Below are 17,111 nucleotides of genomic sequence, written 5' to 3'. Positions count from 1 at the left end.
CTGTGACGAAGTGGTGTTAGCCACTCATAATGCGTGGCCTTTCTGCGTGGTCGGGTAAGGGAGTGGGGCACATTGAGAAGGGTGTATTGAGTACCGCTCTCGACTAAGAACTGCTGGTAATATCAAGAAGCAGGCAATCAACGATCATCATATGCGGCGGCAAGAAGCAGCGTGACGAAGTAGCTGCGAGTTTTGCGGCACGAGTTGATGACGTTGTGTTATGCATGAATACAACGTATCACAATGTCGGAAAAGGATAAATTGCTCGTCGCAATAAATTCTTCCTTCTCGCCATAGATCACCTCAATTCCCGCATCTTCAAAAAAGTTGAGGCTGTTCATTTGTCCTTGTGAATCCTTTGGTAAAACTAAGAAGAGTGCAGTCTTTTCATTGCCATATTTATGTTTATAGTAGGCTAACTGTCCGTGAGCGGAGTACAATTGTCCAGAAAGGGACGCTGATGTTTTGACCTCGAAAATCGCGACGGCTATACCTGAAATTTTATTCACAATTGCAACGTCAACATTTCTGTTTGAAAAAACATTAACGGTGGAAAATTCATTGACCAGGTTTTTCAGTTGCCGTCGAAGTGCATTACACAAGGGGCCATGAAGATATTCATAATCCTTTGGTGGATGAGCCTCTCCAGAGGATTTGCTCCCTTCAAACTCAGCTCCGTCGCGCCAATTGGAGCTCTGTATATTTTCTGCAGTAACAAATTCGCCGGATTTGAACTGATTCTTCATTTCTGAGACCGCAGACACAAACTCTGCAATATCGTTTGCAAGGCTGTTTGATTTTAATGATGTTATGCTGATAAGTCTTGCTTCCTTATCATCATCTTTTACTGCAACGAGCCACTTTTCAAAGTAAGAGAGGCTGACTTCTTTTGGAATTTTACCGCGGTATGCGGTGAATCCTCCTCTATGACAAATCAATAAGTTCTTGCCGCTATTTACGTAAACACCTGATACCCTGCGAGCCAAACCATCCGGAATGTTGATTTCTACATCTGGCGCGAGCGTGCCACCCTCATGATTAAGAGCAAACAGATGAGCTTGTCGGCCCTTCCATTTCTTAGGAACTGCGATAAGGAGTTCGCCGAGATCAGTCGTCAGCAAATAAGTGATGCACTTCGCCTTCTCCCCATTTGGGAAGGCCCACTCCATGCGTTGTTCACTCTGGGCCAACGATGCTATTCGCCTCTGAAATTCGGCGATGGATGATGATATTTCTTTTTTATTGGTAATGACGTATTTCATAGTGCCTCCAAGAATGTTTGATTTATATCAAATTTTCGGATAATTATGCGCTTATTTGACAAATGGATCAGGCATATCATGCCTGAATCTAATAAGTGTTCTTAATGGGTTTTGTTCATCAGTAAATTATATGGGGAATGATGATTGTATAGACCTAAAGGTCGGTGAAATATTTTCTTCAGGTTATAGACGCTGTTGACCAAAAATCCATTGAACTCCTTGGTGCTGAACTTTCAGCCCTGCTAAATATCCGCGTGGGTTAATCCATATAGATGGTGGTTTAGCGCGAGTAGCAGCCCGTAGCAGTGAGCTTTCACCGGCCAAAAGCCGCTGAAGCTGCAACGGCCTCAAGCTGACTTCTGCCGTTTGCGGCAGAGATGACAATCGGCAGTTATTGCGCCGTTCTGGCTTTATGCGCTTTGGGTCTCTTGTAAAGGTGAGCTCGCGAGGGAGGGATCAAAGGAAGCCTCCGTCGTTCCGACATTTGCAAGTGGGGCAGTCGGACCTGTGCCCAGGTTTCTGCCGACAAGCGCTTGCCCTTCGAGCCGTAGACATGCTCTTAAGCGATGTTGAGATTAACTATGTCCGTTCCGTGATTGCCTGATTGAACTTTTGTTCGATAACCGACCTAATTCCATTTAGGACTTCGGAGGAAATTAGCTTCTTTGCATCAGAATTCGGGGAGTCGTTGTAAGACCAACGTACTACTTCAAATATTAGTTCTGAACTGGGTGAGACTGTTCGGGGGCCGCTGAAGGAGAATGTGACTCTGCATTCCCCCTCATTTGCTATAACCTTAAAGGGAAAAGTCACATCCATCTTCAAGATATAGTAGTGCTTGTAATATTTCTCGTCGTTGATGAGGAAAATGTCGTTAAGTCGCTCACCGTCAACGTTAAATCGCCTAACGGTCTGGCTCATCCAAGAAATCTGTGGATCGTCTGGCAGCGCCGGGCCATTTGCATCAAGGCAGATGTCAATATCGTTTACACAACCTGGAGATAGGCAGCCCGCGTGCCCTGCGGTAAGTCGCTTGAAGTAGCGAACTCGCTCTTCGTTACTCAATGAGCCAAAAGTGACCGAAAGCGGCTCGTCTTCCTTCACAAGATTTTTCCCATGAAGGATTTTTGCAATGCGAGCGGTTATTTTTTTATTAACTTGTTCAGTCTCCTTCGAAGAGTGAGTCGATGTGAATTCGAGCTTCAATGTTCCGTCTTGGCGCTCAATAGTAACTTGAGCATCGAAACTAAGCTCCCTTTGAATCCAGTCCTTGCTGTAATCTTGTCTCACTACTTGGTACGGAATGGATATCTTGTTGCCATCAACGATAATTCTTGGATTCGTTACAAAGTCCACTCCAGACATTGAACCCAAGATGTCAAATGAATCATCGAACAGATCCTTCTTTAGTGGGGTTATCCAATCAGATTCCTGGGCAACAAGACCTAATCCCGCTACCTTAACTTTTGGAAGTGACTCTCGATTGATGCCATTTTCAATTAATCGGGTAAAGTTGTCGGGAGTTAAGAGGGTTGCCGAAAGTAGTGGAATCGTTATTGATTTTTCTGAATTTCCAACAAATATACCTTTTTCCTTCAGTGCGGCATAAATATCGCCGTAGCTTACATGCTCGCTTCCAAGAAGAATACGAAGGTCGGAGCCGGAGACGATGGTTGATTTAAGATCAATCGCTTGCGCTGTGCTCATAATCAGCCCTCATTCAAAAGCGAAAGGAAGGAGCGGTTAAATGAGAAGGGTTCTATCTTCTCGGTCCGGCCGGAAAAAGCTAGTCGTGCCAAATCTGCTTGACTCTTGTCTGTGGCGGCGTTGTAATCGGGCATACCAATCTTGATAGTGGTAACCAAGCTAGTACAAAACCTTAACCCGTAAGCCATCAGCTTTTTATATCCATCGGCACTAAACGCTTGGTTTGCATAGAGAATCATCTCCGTCTTGTCGCCGTCGTGCAAAACGATTGGTATCACATCGGATGCAATTAACTCAAGTGGCAAGGAAGGTCCGGTTCGAGCCTCATCTACTGTCGTAACAGTCCCAATTATCGGATAAAAAAAACTCCAGGGTTTATTCCGCTGCTTGATATCATCCATCACTTTCCACAGAAATCCGGCTCGGCCACTGTCTATCAGGTAAATTGGTACATCGGAATCCTGTTCGAGTCGAATCTTTGACAATGTCGGCTTGATGTCTCGGTCGATATCTTCGTTATCGTTGTGAACCCACACGAGCAAGCCCGAGTGAGATATGTGTTTGCGCGCCTTAAAAACTGATATGACCTGTGATATTTCTTCGCTGTACCTCGCACATTCAATAACCTCGTGTAGTTCAGCAAGATGCTCTTTGAATTCCCTTTTCAGCGTCGCCTCAGATGATGGATATGCGCCCAGCTTATTTTTTACAGATACATGAACCACATCCGTTCTTGTATCGTGGAATGGGTTATTGTAAATAAAGATCTGATCTTCGCCATGACTGGTTTTTTGGTTTCCCGCGTTGTTCTTATGCGAGGGGGTGTTACATTTGATTGGTACGTTTCTGAGGCCACTCCCCCATCCAACCCGGTCTAAGATGCCTCTAGCGATCTTCTCCCCATTTTCGCCTGAACTTTTAGATTTCTCCCCTGCCATTGCTATTCTCCAGTTTCAATGTCGACATCTATAATTACCCGATAGCCATGTGCTGTCTTGCTTATGGAGCATTTATCTAACCGTGCATTGGGATTCGAGATTGTTATGCCGACGCCGTCGCCCAAAGGGTACTGGCGCAGCGTATTTTTTGTCTGGCGATTCAATATGGCCGAATCAATTTCGCTTGTTGCGAGCGATGAAAAGCCCGATTGATCTTCTAGTTGATGCGTGAGGCGACTTACCTCATCTCTATCTAAATATCGTTCAGAGATCTCTTCGAAATCACGATATCTCAGTGTATCATTTTCTGAAAATACATCTAATAGATCGCGGCGCAGTGACATTCCGGCCTCTCCGTCGATTCTGGAGCAAACCTGTTTTAAAAATTGCGCTGCCAGTTTAGCCTTTGATTTTTCCGTTTGTCTTGGCCTCGCTTTTAGAAACGCCTCCACCCAATACTTTGTCTGTTGGCCGCCGGATTCCTTGACAAGCATATTGAATGAATCTCCTATAATAACAGCCCCTTTTTGAATATTCGAGACGGATATTCCGCTTAGTTCAATTAGATTAATAGAGTTGCTGGTTCGCTCCACATCTAAGAAGGTCTCGCGCTGCTCAATCTTGTATAGGCCTAACGCTAATTTTGATTCGCCATCGATTCTCACATCATGGAAAAGTATTGCAATAAATTCACCTGCTGCGACACTTGGATGTGTGGAGGCTGCGTATAACTGCTTAGCCAAATTTCGGCTAAGACTTATGAAGTCATCTTTCTCAGAAAAAATTCTGGCGGAGAACTGACGAACAGCATTAAGTGTTATGTCCGATTCGTGATAAAGTTCAAATTCTTTACCGGTCTTGACGAGTGGGGCGAGATAGTGTCTAAGCAGCGTGCCGTGCAACTCAGATGTGCCTCGAACTTCTTTTTGTGACAGCTCGCAACCTTCTTCTCTAAGTCGATTTCCGACCTGGTGAACTACGCAGCGCACGACTCGTGCTGAGCTGATATCAAACATCTCGGCCTTCCTCCTGATTTTTGCTGCGACTACCGCGCAGTACAAAACAAATGTAACACTCCATTAACTACTATTTTCCTGCTGAAATTCCACGGTAGCACGTTCATAGCTTTTCATTCGTTGACCCCTTCTTCTCCGTTTCGCGCTTTCCTTCAAAAAGATAGCTGTATAGCCCTGCAGCTCTGACCGAGAACGAACCTTCGTGGCCGATACGCTGACTAACAGCAAGCGCAGAAGGAAGGCGCTGGCTTTTGACCTTGCGAGAACGCAACGGATCGAAGCAGGCGATCGAAAAAAAATTAACTCCCCTCCCCAACCATCTCCCGAGTCCCTCGACACCCCGCACCAAACCCCGAGCACCCCCAAAACGCCTTCCCAGCCGCAGGCCCTCGCTTGGCAACCCGCTGAACCATGGCTTTCCCGCATTGAGGGCAGCCGGGTATTGAGGCGGCAGCCGGTTGCACTGTGTCAAAAGCGGGTTCCGTCTTGATGAGCCCGGATACGGGCACGGGGCTCGCCAAAGGGGCAGAAGTCCGAGTCTTGATGGCTGAAGCCGCTCCTGTCTGGGCCTTTGCTTCCTTCAGCAATTTCATGAGCGCGGCGCCGTCCATGAGGTGGATATTCCTCCCCGCAGCAAAGGCCACAGCTTCCTGAGTGAAGCGGCCAGAGGTCACCACAAAGCCGGCAGCAGCACCATCAGCAGCCATGACTCCATATAGCTCGCGCACCGTGGAAACGCCCACCTTGAAGGCTTTCCACTGCTTGCATTGCACCAGTGTCTTTTCGCCATCCTTCGAGAGGACCAGGTCCACGCCGCCATCAGGCCCGCCGCCACCGGTTTCCTTGACGCTGTAGCCGCGCCGCCGAAATCCCTCACCCACCAGTGTTTCAAACTCTCGCCATGACATGTTGTTCAGCGCATCCGCGCTTGAGCTAGCCGAGGTGGTTTCGAACAATCGGCTGCGGCGGCGCTTGCGCACAGCGGAAATGGCCGCGCCGGCCAGGCAGATGAGGGGCAAGATGTACTGGCCACCGGTAGCCAGGCCCTGCCATATGGCCGTGGTGGCCAATTGGCCGATTTGCTGCGGGCTTTGTGCTGCAGGCAGGGGACGGATGGCAATGGAGTGCAGCACCATGTAGCTGGCGAGTGCCAATGCAATGCCTGCCCACCAGGGCAGCATGGCGATCAGATCCATGAGGTCTTCTGCCGTGCTGGTCTTTCGTTTTCTTGCCACTCCCGCTCCTCCATCGTTCAAATTGCCGAACATTTTGCAACATTTATGGGTGAGGCGAATTCCTGTGTCAATGGGTGCGGTGAAATCAAGAGAAATTGACATTCACGATGTCTTCTGGATGGCAATGAATGCGTGCAATGCGCTATTGATTGCATAGCAGGTGGTGTATGCCTGGTCTGCGAAATTCCTTGCCTTGTCATTTGGGGCAATGGATCGATCGTGCTCATTGCCATGGGTCGCGCAGGGGACAGGCTCCTTGGGGTGTAAGAGAGCAATCCGGCTGCTGTCCTTATACCCAGTGCTGTATGAATTTGTGTCACTTGATTGGGGGACATACAGGGCCATGTTGGCTCCCTAGCATCCGGGCGACTGGAGCGCAAAAGGAGGGCGGGCGATGACTGCGGTGCGGTCATTTCTTCAACGCCGCCGCTTGTTTGCACGCCGATTCGAGGCCGGATCCGGCCTTTCACCATCAGGAGCCTTCGCCATGTCCGACCCTGCAAATTCAACGAATGCATTCACACCGTCTGCCGATATCTACAAGGGAATCTCCGTTCTCAGTTCAGAGGACTGGATCGGGCTGACGACGTTCTTCGAGTCTGCAGTCACCGACAACCCGACCACCACGGAGCTGATGCGCGCCATGCTGGGCATGCAGAAGCAGGATGCTTTCAGGCCGGAGTTTTCCGAAGCGGTGGAGCTGTTCGTCACGCTCAAGGGTGTCGGCCAGAAGTTCAAGGCCGATGTGCAGGACAAGATGCTGACCCTTGCCGACGATATCGTTCAGTACAACGATGTGGCGGCAACCACCTATGAGCGGCTGATCGAGCTGGTGGACCGTTTTGATCTGGAGGGAGCGCCCACCCCATCGGCGGAGCCGGCGGTGGAAGCGAAATGGAAGGCCCTGGTCAAGGTTTGGGAAAGCGATACGCCCAGCGGGCGTTCGGAGCAGATCAAGCGCAATTTCAGCAGCGCGCTGGAGCAGTTGATTGAAGACGCCAATGCGCGTTCGGTGCGTGCCTTTGCGCTTCAGAACTCCATTCTGGACAACGGCAACGGAATACTGATGCGCCTGAATGCCTGCAAGACCGCGTTCAATGGACAAAAGCAGAAGTTCACGACCACTCTGGGCGCCGAGGGTGCTGCCAACCAGAAGCTGAAGGCCGCCGTGGAGAAGCTGGAGAACGACTTGAGGGCCCTGCGCCGCAAGGAAAAGAATGAAGTCATCGTGCTGTCCACGTCTCCGGCCTATCTGGCGATTCCGCTTTTCGGGCCGCTGATTCTGGCGGGGGTGGATATCGGCGTGGGTGCGGACCTGGCGGTCACGCGAGGGAAGATTGCCGAGAAGGTGGATGAGGTGAGAACCATCCAGGCCACGATGGCGACGAACGAGCGCTTCATCGGCTACTACAACCGCAGCAATGATCGCTTTGACAGCATCAGCAAGAGCATTGAAGACCTGGGTCCCAAGCTCAAGACGCTGGGCGATGCATGGCGCGCGATTTCTGCCGATCTGGGCAACATGCACAAGGTCTTGAGCACCACCGGCCGCAAGTCCCTGCAAGGGGAAAACTGGTTCAGCCTGACGGTGGTGCTGGGCACGGCAAAGAAGGGCTGGGCGCGTGTCGCCGGACAGGCAGACCATTTCCGCCGTTTTGGCGGCACGCCGAAGAAGGCGCAGAGCGTGGACCAACTGGTGGAGCTTGCCAGCAAGAAGGCAGCCTGAGCGATCTGCTCCGGCCTTTGTCCCACCGCTGCACAGGTGCAGTGCCTTACCTGGAACCACCCGCCATGACTTCAGCAATGACTCCCGCGCTCACTGCCGCGATGTCTCCCATTGAATTGCGAACCCTGATCGATCGCTACCGTGCCGAGGGCCTGCTGCCGCCAGGGCCGCTGGTCTGCAGCGGTGGCCGCGCGCCGGACGGCAGTTTCAATCCCCTCGGCACCGTGGCCGATCTGGTGGTGGACCTGAAGGTGTCGCTGGACGAGGCCGACGCGGCTGGCCTGCAGGCGCTGGACATCCATGCCGATACCGTGGTGGTGCCCGAGGGGTTCGACAGGCGGCTTGACGGCGCGGTGCGGCGGCTGACGGTGGTTGCCCGCCGCATTGTTTCCGAAGGCACGACGGTGCTGCGCATGCTGCATGACGAGGGCAACGAGCTCAGCAGGGTGCGCATTTTTGTGGAAGCCGTGGAGGGCCGGTTCACGCTGTACGGCGGCCCCACGCGCGACACCCCTTATGCGCTGGAGGGGGCCTGGGACACGGTGGCGCGGCCGCGGTTCAGCAATTTCCTGTGGCAGGACAACCGGGCTGTGGTGAAGCACACCCCCGTGCCGCCCGGCCTGCTGGAGCATGGCGAGCCGATGCACAGGGTGCTGGCCGCGCTGTTTGCCCTGAGCGCCGGCATGGCGGGCAGGCCCGGCCATAGCGACCACAGCGCGGCCGAACTGGCGTTGTGCCATGAGGCGCTGGCCTGGATCACGCGCTGGTCAGGGGTCGAGTCCGGGTTTGGCGAGTTGATCCAGGCGGCGGGTTCGCTGCACCGTCTGCTGCCGGTCATGGGCGTTGACGGGCTGGCCAGGCCGATTCCCGATCTGAGCGCCGGAAGCTACCTGTCGCTGGCCAAGGCCCGGCAGGAGGTGATGGCGGCCATGGAGGCCCACCTGCGCAGCCTGCGCGCCAGCGGCGAGCTGGCAGGTGCCGTGGGCAGCGTCGCGCAGGCGTTTGCCGACCGGGACACCTTGGACCTCAAGACGCTGGAGGCACGTTGCACCGAGCTGGAGCAGCGGTTGATTCAGCAGATCGAGGCCCTTGACCGCGCCGCACGCACGGTGCGCCAGGAGGAGCTTGAAGCGGAACTTGCCGCCATGCGGCTGAAGCTGGAGAGCGACGTTGCCCAGATCGTGCGCACCGTGAAGATGAGCCTGGAAATCGCCTTTGGCGTCATCGCAGTCGCGGGCAGTGTGGCCGCCCTGTGCGTGGGCGTGCCGCCCGATCCGAAGGCGTTGACCGAGACCGGTCAGAAAGGCGTGCTCGGCCTGAAGGACTTGTACGGGCAGGCCAAGACGCTTGGCGGCAGCATAGACGGCCCGCTCAAGGCGCTGAAGGCGCTGGGCCAGTCGTTTGCCATTCCGCTGCAATGGGCCAGGCACAACTCCAGCACGCTCAAGAATCTGGTGGATCCCGCCAAGGGCGCATTGAATGCGGTGCTGCCGGTGATCCGTGGGCCGCTGGGCGGGCTGGATGTCGAGGGGATTTCCCGGGAACTGGGCGACACCATGCGTGCACTTGCGCTCATGCCGGATGCCAATGAAGCCAAGGCCGCCTGGACGGTGCTGGAGAACGATGCAGTCAACCGGCTGGATCTGGTGCTTGCCACGGAAGGCACCGAGGCGGCCGTGCGCAACGCTGCCAACACCCTCAAGACACAGGTGCAGAAAGTGGCCGTCTATGGCCGCCTGCTGGCTGAGCAAAGCGCATCCAAGAATGCCATTGCCCGTGAGCTTGCCACGCTGAAGCTGGAGTACGTTGCGGTGATCGGCAAGCGCAAGCGCCTGCAGGCGCTGGAGCAGCAGGCGCTGACAGAGCTGGAGCGCAGCTCGCGGCTGCAGGGGGAAATCACCCTCAGGGCAGAAAGTGTGCGCCGCGGCTTCTTCGTGGACTGCTTCGGGGTCCGTGCCGCACAGGCCTACGAGACAGGCAAGCAGCCCGGCCACCGTCTTTCGATGCCGGGCACGGCCGCTGCCATGGCAGATGCACACGCCACCCTGCTGGCAGACCACGCCAGCGCGCAGGCGGCCAATGCGAGGACCCAAGGGGATCTGCGGCGGGAATTGCGGGTCACTGACGCCGCGCTGCTGCAGCAGCTGGCGCATGGGCAGCCCATCAGCCTGTCCATTGCCACCAGCCATCCGGCACTGGCCAGCTACCGCCGCATCCGCCTTTCGTCGGTGCAGGCCTGGCTGGAGTTTGCCGATGTCTCGGCCCAGCGCATCAATATCGACATGGTGACCGGCAGCGACTTTCACGACAGCACGGGCAACGGGGACGAGAGGCTTTTCTGCTCGCCCCTGAAGATCAACTTCACCTACGCCGGCGACCAGATCGAGTTCTCGCAGCACCTGGGAGATGTCTGCCCGACGCCGTTCACGACGTGGCTGATCGAAGTGTTGGAGCCCCGACGGATGCCGGCAGCGCCTCGGGCCCTGCGCCTGCTGATGGCCGGCACTGCCGCCAGATGAGCCGGCTTCTGTGGCTGCCCGCCGCTGCCACGGCGCTGTGCTGCGGTGGCGCCATGGCAGCGAGCTGCCGCGTCGAAGCCGAGCCCGCGCGTGAGCCAGTCGCACGGCAGGTATGGACCGATATCGCCGAGTTCTCGTTCCTGACCGGGCTGGATCTGGACGATGCCAGCGGCCGCATGACGCTGGTAAGGAGCCTGGAGAGCATGCAGTCGTTCCCTGCGCTGAAGGCAGCATCGGCCGCTTGGGGCACGCTGCGTGCCCGTATCGACGGGCTGGCCGATACGGTGCAAAAGCTGGGGCAGGCCGTCGGGCGTTTGCAGCAGCTGTGCGACCAGCTGGATGCCGTTTCGCTGGCTCCCGACGCGCCGCTGGACGAGGCCCGATGGAATGCGGGTGTCGCAGCCGTCGAGACGGAGATGGATGCGGCCATAGCGGCGGCTGCACCCGTCGTGGCGCAGCTGGAAAGTCATGCCTCGCTGCTTCGCGTGGCCGCCGCGCACCATGCCAGGCAACCGCCACCGGCAAACGCGGTGGTCCGCCTTGGGCCCGCGCCGCAGGCGATGGCAACGGAATTCAGCACCCTGGCGTTGCGCTGGCGGGCCGTGGCCTCCGACCTTGCAAATGCTCGCCGCATCTTGCCGGTGAGGCCGGTGCGCGGCTCGTCTGCGCCCTTGATCGCCATGACGGCCGCCATGCGGGAACTGGCGCGGATCTACGCCGAGGCGCACGCGCTCTCGGCCCAGCGGCTCAGCAATGCGGAATTTGGGCGCTACGAGACGGGCGACTACCTGTACGACCAATGCCCCATGCTCAAGGACCGCCAATGGGTCGGGCTGCAGAACCTGTATTGGAGCGAAAGGCGCAACGCGGTAGCGCTGCTGCAGGGCACGGGCCTTGTGTCGCCCCCGGGGCTGTACAACGTCAAGCCATGGCAGATTTCCTTCCCGGCCATGATTGTGGGCGCCGACAGATGGAGGTTCCTGCGCACCGGCAAGGGCTACTGGCTGGTCCAGAATGCGGCGTTCGGACCGGGCACCATGGCGCTCGATGTCACCAGCGTGGCGGGGAAACCGCATCTTGAACTGAAGATGACGGCGTCGGCGGGAGACTCGCCACGCTTCAGCGGCCAGCAATGGCGCTGTGCGCCCAGTGACCTGCCGGGTCAGTTCCATCTCTACAACCGCTTCCTGTCGGATGCCGTCGTGCTGGATACGGCCAATAACCATGGCATTGCCGTCATGCTGCCGGCCACCAGCCGCTCCTCTGGCCAGTATTGGCGTGTGATTGATCGGTAAGAGGCGCTTGGGGGCAGGACCCCCTTGATCTCAACCGCACTTGAGGTTGCATGCTCCAGGCTTCTCGTCGCCATGGCACTGCGCCATGGCCGGCGCAGACCCTGCAACCAAGAAGCATCCATGCCCCATCAAGATTCCCTCACGCTGGACGATCAGGTCCGGCCGACGACCGCCGAGAGCTGGTCCATCCTGTCCTCCCCCTACCGCCTGACGACGATCGGCATCGTCTCGCTGGTGGCCTTGATTGCCTTTGAGGCCCTGGCCGTGGCCACCGCCATGCCAGCGGTGGCCCGCGCGCTCGATGGGGTGCCGCTGTACGCGGTTGCCTTTGGCGTGACCCTGGCCACCAGCGTGGTGGGCATGACGGTGGCCGGCGGCTGGTGCGACGCGCGCGGGCCGGCGGCGCCGCTGTGGTCTGGCATGGCGTGTTTTGTGGCGGGGTTGCTGCTGGCGGGCTTTGCGCCTTCCATGCCGGTGTTTCTGGCGGGGCGGCTGGTTCAGGGGCTGGGGGCCGGTGGCATGTCGGTGGCGCTGTATGTGCTGGTGGGCCGGCGGTATCCCGAGGCACTGCGGCGGCGCATTTTTGCGGCGTTTGCCACGGCCTGGGTGGTGCCCGCGCTGGTAGGGCCGGCGTTGAGCGGCCTGGTGGTGGAGCACCTGGGCTGGCGCTGGGTGTTCCTGGGCGTGCCCCTGCTGGCCTTGCCGGCCGGGGCGATGCTGCGCCCGTCGCTCCAGGGCCTGGGCGGCCATGGCCAGGGCATGCAGGGCGGTGTGCGGCGCGGGCTGTGGGCTCTGGGCGCGGCCACGGGCATCTGCCTTCTGTATGTGGGCGGGCAAAGGCAATCGGCGGGCGCCTTGGGGGCGGTGGCGGTGGCCGCGGCCTTGTCGCTGGTCTGCACCTGGAAGCTCTTGCCGGCCGGCACGCTGCGCGCCGGGCGCGGGCTGCCCAGCGTGATCGCCCTACGGGGGCTGGTGTTTGCAGCATTCTTCGGGGCCGAGGCGTTCCTGCCGCTGGTGCTGGCGCGCGAGCACGGGCTGTCAGCGCCCATGGCGGGGCTGGTGCTGAGCGCGGGTGCGCTGGGCTGGTGTTCGGCCTCCTGGTACCAGGGACACAGCCGCAACGGCTGGAGCCGTCACCGCTTCCTGCGCGTGGGCACCAGCGCGGTGCTGGCGGGCGTGCTGCTGACGGCATCCGTGGCCTGGCCGGCCGTGCCCGTGTGGGTGGCGGTGGCGGGCTGGATCGTGTCGGGGCTGGGCATGGGCCTGCTGTCGGCAAGCCTGTCGGTGCTCACGCTGTCCATGTCCGCGCCCGGCGAGCAGGGCGCCAACAGCTCGGCCCTGCAGCTGTGCGAGGCCATTGCCGTGGCGGCCACCCTGGCCATTGGCGGATCGCTGTTCGCGGCCTTGCTGGAGACTTCGGCCCAAGCGGCCTATCTGGCGAATTTTGGGGTTGCGGCCGGGGCGGCGGTGCTGGCGGCGGTGATCGTGGGGCGAACGGATACGCGGCAGGTGTTTGTGGGGTGAGGAGGCCGGCTTTGCCATCACAAAGATCGTTGGATGAGTGTTTAAGCCTGGCTCTGTAGGACGTGCGCGCAGGGGCTGGCGCGCCCCGGGACCACGCCTTGCTCTGTGGCGCATGTGCTGTGATGGCGGCTTGTCCAACCAACGCACAGGAGAAACACATGTCCGAGAAAACCGCTTCCGTCCATTGGGAAGGTGCAGGCAAGACCGGCCAGGGCCGCATCAGCACGGAGACCGGCGCGCTCAAGGACCATCCCTACGGGTTTGGCAGCCGCTTCGGGGATGACCGCAAGGGAACGAATCCCGAGGAGATCGTGGGCGCCGCGCATGCGGCGTGTTTCACGATGGCCTTTGCCTTTGCCTGCGAGAAGGCGGGCATCGCCACCGAGATGCTGGACACCACGGCCAAGGTCCGGCTTGCCAAGGATGGCGAGGGCTTCAAGATCGACCGCATCGCGCTCACGCTGCAGGCCAAGGTGCCTGGTATCGACGATGCGCAGTTCCAGAAGATCGCGCAGGAGGCCAAGTCCCAGTGCCCGCTGTCCAAGGCACTGGCAGGCGTGCCCGAGGTGACCCTGGTGGCCACGCTGCTGCATTGAGTCCGCACAGGCGCTTGTGCCGGGAGGTGGGGCGGGGCAGGTGAAGCACTCTGGCTTGCCGAGTGCTCAATCCTGGGCTGTGAAGCCTTTGCCGCAATCGCCGCAGATCAGGTTCAGCCCCGGCTTGCCCCAGACATTGACAGGCGCCGCGCAACCGCCGCACCGGTACTTGACGCGCAGGGACTTGTTGACGGGCTGCACGGTGGTCTCGCCGGTGGTGGAGCCCGGCACCGCCACCGAGGTGCCCACGGGCCGCACGGCTTCGGCCAGGGCGGGCACGGATGACATGGGCGGCTGGGTGCCCTGCATGCCCTGGAGCTGCGTGGCCATGCTCCACTGGCCCGTGACCACATGCTCGATGGCCGGGAAGCGGTCGTACCAGCTCAGCTGGAAGCGCGTGGTCAGCAAGGCATCGCAGGCCGCCAGGAAGGGGCCGCCCGCCACGGCGTAGTCGGCCATCATGTCGCCCGTGCGCCGCCCGCCGGGCCGGCCCGTGGACGAGGGCATGAGGCCCAGCGATTCCAGCTTGTCCGCCCATTCCTCGTTGTGATACCGCGCACGGCCCGGCTTGCCGAAGTGGTGCTGCCACAGGTGCGTCATCTCATGCACCAGGGTCTGCAGCGTCTCGATGATGGGCACCGCCGCGAAGTAGGCGGGGTTGAGCGCGATCTCGTCGGTGGTGCTGCCGTCCAGCGAGGCAAAGCGCGCGGCAGAGAAATAACCGCAGGTGCGTTTCTCGCGCTGCAGCGTGATCAGGCAGTGGGGCAGGGCATCGTCAAAAAGGCGCTGGTTGAAGTGCTCGTAGGCCTGCTGCAGTTCGGAATAGGTTTCGCGCGTGGGTGCGGAGCGGACGGGGGCGGCGGGCATTGATGGATTGTGCAATACAACCATGTGAACATTGCCCCAAATCGACTTGGCAAGACCGGTATCGAAATTCAGAGCTGTCTGATTGAAAATAGCCATAAAGAATCAATAATTCATTTCCATGAAATTTATTGATCGACAGGGTGCCAGTTGCCATATACCGGGACTGCTGTACGACGGAGTACTTTCCGCTGAGGATTGGCAGTCTGCGCTGGACGCCATGCGGCAGGCGCTGGGCGCGTCCGTTTTCCATTTCTTCACGCTGGGCAGCACTGGTGGCGGGGTGGTCGAGAGCGTGCACAACCACGACCTGGCGGGCATCGATGCCGATAAATTGCGTGAATACGAAACCCACTACGTTGGCGAGGACCTGCGCATGTCCGTCGTGGCGAGCCTGCCCCAGGGCCAGTTCATGCTCGACCATGAGCACTTCAGCGCATGGGAGATGTCGCGCAATGCGGTCTACGTCGATGTGCTGGCGCCCCACGGACTTCGCAACACGCTGGGTGTCAAGGTGCGCGACGAGGGGGGGACGCAGGACTTCCTGGGTTTCATGCGTCCCACGGACCGTGGAACCTATGGCGTACAGGAGCGGGTCTTCATGCAGCAGTGGATGCCCTATCTGGCGCGTGCCGCCCGCCTGCGCATGCACATGGGCGGACTGGCGCGGCAGGCGGCTTTGGGATTCACAGCCCTGGACAACTTGCCGCAAGGCATTGCACTTGTGGATTCAAATTGCCGCATCCACTACTGCAACCCCTCGGCCGACTGCCTGCTGGCAGCTTTTTGCGAAGCCTTGTCTGTGCGCCACGGCCTGCTGCGCTGCGTTGACGGGCAGGCCCAGGCGCAACTGCTGCATCTTGTGGCCCAGGCTTGCGGCCATCATGCACAGGGCCTGGCCGGGGCGCTGTGCCTGACGGCAGGCTCTGCGTTGCGGTTGATGGTGACGGTCCTGCCGCTCAAGCCCAGCCATGCCGCTGCGTTCCGCCAGCGGCCCATGGCTTTGCTGGTAATGGCGGATGCCGGTACGCCATTTTCTGGCCCGAGTCCCGGACTCGTGCAGGAAGCGCTGGGTTTGTCGCCCTCGGAAGCGCGTCTGGCGGTGCTGCTTGCCACGGGCAGGACCGTCAAGGACTACGCCCGGATAGAGGGGTGCAGTTGGCATACGGCGCGCACCCACATGAAGAACCTGATGCGCAAGACAGGTTGCCACCGGCAGGTGGAATTGGTGGGGCTGCTGCAATCCCTGCAGCCGAGGTGAGTCCGTGCAACAACGCATTGATGCCATCGCCGGTCAGCTGTATGAGGGGGTGCTCGCTCCCCAGGCCTGGAGCGAGGCGCTCGCGGGAATGTGCGCGCAATTGCAGGCGGGCGTCTTTCACTATTTCACGCTGAATGCTGGCGAGGCAGCCGTTCCGCAAAGCGCAAGCAATCTGGAAAGCTTCGGTCTGCATCACGGCTTGATGCAGGAGTACGAGACACACCACGCGCACAACGACCTGCGGATGGCAACCGTGCAGCGGCTGCCCGTGGCCCAGGTCATGCTGGACCATGAGCACATCAGTGCCAGGCAGGCGTCACAGAACAGCGTCTATACGGATTGGCTGGTTCCGCTGGGACTGCGGCATACCGCCGCTGTCGCCGTTCGCGTGGAAGGCAATGCGCGTGATTTCATCAGTTTCATGCGCCCCAGGGATGCCGGCGTCTATGGTGCACAGGACAAGGCATTCCTAGAGCATTTGATGCCGCACATCGAGCGGGCCGGCCGCTTGCGCGCGCGCATGGGCCAGCTATGCGGCCAGGCAGCATGGGGACTCGCGGCACTGGATGCGCTGGCGCAGGCACTGCTCGTCGTGGATGCTCGGTGCCGGCTGCAGCATTCCAATCCGGCGGCAGAGCGCCTGCTCGCAACATTCGGCACGTTGCAATGTGTGCACGGCGGGCTGCGATGCACTTCGGGCGAGGCGCATGCACGCTTGCAAGGCTTGGTCTCCGCCGCTTGCGCCAATCCCGCAAAGGCGGCTGCCTTGGTGCTCCAAGGCAGCCGGTCCAGCCAGTCCCTGCTCAGGCTGACTGCGTTGCCTCTGGCGGCCAACCATGCGTTTGCCGCGCCGTGGCAACAGCCCCTGGCCCTGATCTTTCTGACGTTGCCCGGCTCCATGGTTTTGCAGAATCAAGGCCTGGTGGGCGAGATGCTGGGCCTGTCACCCAGCGAGACCCGCCTTCTGTTGCTTCTGGCAGGCGGAAAGACCGTGAAGGACTATGCCTTGATGGAAGGATGCAGTTGGCATACGGCGCGCACCCACATGAAGAACCTGATGCGCAAGACGGGCTGCCATCGGCAGGTGGAATTGGTGCAACTGCTGCAGGGGTGGGGAATGGTGTGAACAGTCCCTGCCCATCGCGCAGCGCCTTGCGGGCTGGGCGAT

General features: G+C 58.9%; 13 protein-coding genes. 7 read left to right on the top strand and 6 right to left on the bottom strand.

Annotated features, from left to right (window positions below; translation table 11 throughout):
• Positions 1–218 precede the first annotated feature (218 nt).
• The 5 genes from ACF8LI_RS03425 to ACF8LI_RS03405 form a co-directional block, all read right to left on the bottom strand.
• Positions 219–1,262: a hypothetical protein gene (locus tag ACF8LI_RS03425; protein ID WP_392412031.1), complete on the bottom strand. Its 1,044-nt coding sequence runs from the start codon at positions 1,260–1,262 to the stop codon at positions 219–221.
• Positions 1,263–1,841: 579 nt separating this feature from the next.
• Positions 1,842–2,969, bottom strand: a complete 1,128-nt coding sequence (locus tag ACF8LI_RS03420) for a hypothetical protein (RefSeq protein ID WP_392412029.1) — start codon at positions 2,967–2,969, stop codon at positions 1,842–1,844.
• 2 nt (positions 2,970–2,971) lie between these two features.
• Positions 2,972–3,907, bottom strand: a complete 936-nt coding sequence (locus tag ACF8LI_RS03415; protein ID WP_392412027.1) for a hypothetical protein — start codon at positions 3,905–3,907, stop codon at positions 2,972–2,974.
• Positions 3,908–3,909: 2 nt separating this feature from the next.
• A complete protein-coding gene (locus tag ACF8LI_RS03410) occupies positions 3,910–4,923 on the bottom strand; it encodes a nucleoid-associated protein (RefSeq protein ID WP_392412026.1) in 1,014 nt (337 codons plus the stop codon).
• A gap of 299 nt (positions 4,924–5,222) precedes the next feature.
• Positions 5,223–6,158, bottom strand: a complete 936-nt coding sequence (locus ACF8LI_RS03405; protein ID WP_392412033.1) for a restriction endonuclease — start codon at positions 6,156–6,158, stop codon at positions 5,223–5,225.
• Positions 6,159–6,645: 487 nt separating this feature from the next.
• On the opposite strand from ACF8LI_RS03405, the gene ACF8LI_RS03400 reads away from it, so the two are divergent.
• From ACF8LI_RS03400 to ACF8LI_RS03380, 5 genes are all read left to right on the top strand, one after another.
• On the top strand, positions 6,646–7,884 hold the full coding sequence (locus ACF8LI_RS03400; protein WP_392412025.1) for an alpha-xenorhabdolysin family binary toxin subunit A: 1,239 nt from the start codon (positions 6,646–6,648) through the stop codon (positions 7,882–7,884).
• A gap of 101 nt (positions 7,885–7,985) precedes the next feature.
• Positions 7,986–10,403, top strand: coding sequence for a hypothetical protein (locus ACF8LI_RS03395; protein ID WP_392429730.1), 2,418 nt, complete (start codon positions 7,986–7,988; stop codon positions 10,401–10,403).
• The gene (locus ACF8LI_RS03390; protein ID WP_203400953.1) at positions 10,400–11,698 is read left to right on the top strand and encodes a hypothetical protein; all 1,299 of its coding nucleotides are present in this window, start codon (positions 10,400–10,402) and stop codon (positions 11,696–11,698) included. Before ACF8LI_RS03395 ends, ACF8LI_RS03390 begins: the two co-directional genes overlap by 4 nt.
• A gap of 120 nt (positions 11,699–11,818) precedes the next feature.
• Positions 11,819–13,222 carry an MFS transporter gene (locus ACF8LI_RS03385; RefSeq protein ID WP_392412021.1) on the top strand — a complete coding sequence of 468 codons (1,404 nt, stop codon included), beginning with the start codon at positions 11,819–11,821 and terminating at the stop codon, positions 13,220–13,222.
• A 158-nt stretch (positions 13,223–13,380) separates the two neighbouring features.
• A complete protein-coding gene (locus ACF8LI_RS03380; protein ID WP_016447025.1) occupies positions 13,381–13,818 on the top strand; it encodes an OsmC family protein in 438 nt (145 codons plus the stop codon).
• 66 nt (positions 13,819–13,884) lie between these two features.
• Here ACF8LI_RS03380 and ACF8LI_RS03375 read toward each other — a convergent pair whose 3' ends face one another.
• Positions 13,885–14,685, bottom strand: coding sequence for a SprT-like domain-containing protein (locus ACF8LI_RS03375; RefSeq protein ID WP_046239085.1), 801 nt, complete (start codon positions 14,683–14,685; stop codon positions 13,885–13,887).
• 118 nt (positions 14,686–14,803) lie between these two features.
• Here ACF8LI_RS03375 and ACF8LI_RS03370 point away from each other — a divergent pair, with 118 nt between their 5' ends.
• Together ACF8LI_RS03370 and ACF8LI_RS03365 are read left to right on the top strand one after the other, a co-directional pair.
• Positions 14,804–15,943 (top strand): helix-turn-helix transcriptional regulator, encoded by a 1,140-nt coding sequence (locus ACF8LI_RS03370; RefSeq protein WP_203400954.1) that lies wholly within the window; start codon positions 14,804–14,806, stop codon positions 15,941–15,943.
• A 4-nt stretch (positions 15,944–15,947) separates the two neighbouring features.
• Positions 15,948–17,069 carry a helix-turn-helix transcriptional regulator gene (locus tag ACF8LI_RS03365; protein WP_203400955.1) on the top strand — a complete coding sequence of 374 codons (1,122 nt, stop codon included), beginning with the start codon at positions 15,948–15,950 and terminating at the stop codon, positions 17,067–17,069.
• The last annotated feature ends 42 nt before the right edge of the window (positions 17,070–17,111 follow it).

The sequence above is a fragment of the Delftia sp. WSY_12 genome, assembly GCF_043104645.1.
In the GTDB taxonomy this organism is placed as follows: Bacteria; Pseudomonadota; Gammaproteobacteria; order Burkholderiales; family Burkholderiaceae_C; genus Comamonas; species Comamonas tsuruhatensis.
The sequence above is the reverse complement of the archived record's forward strand: the minus strand, read 5'-3'. Positions and strand labels throughout refer to the sequence as shown.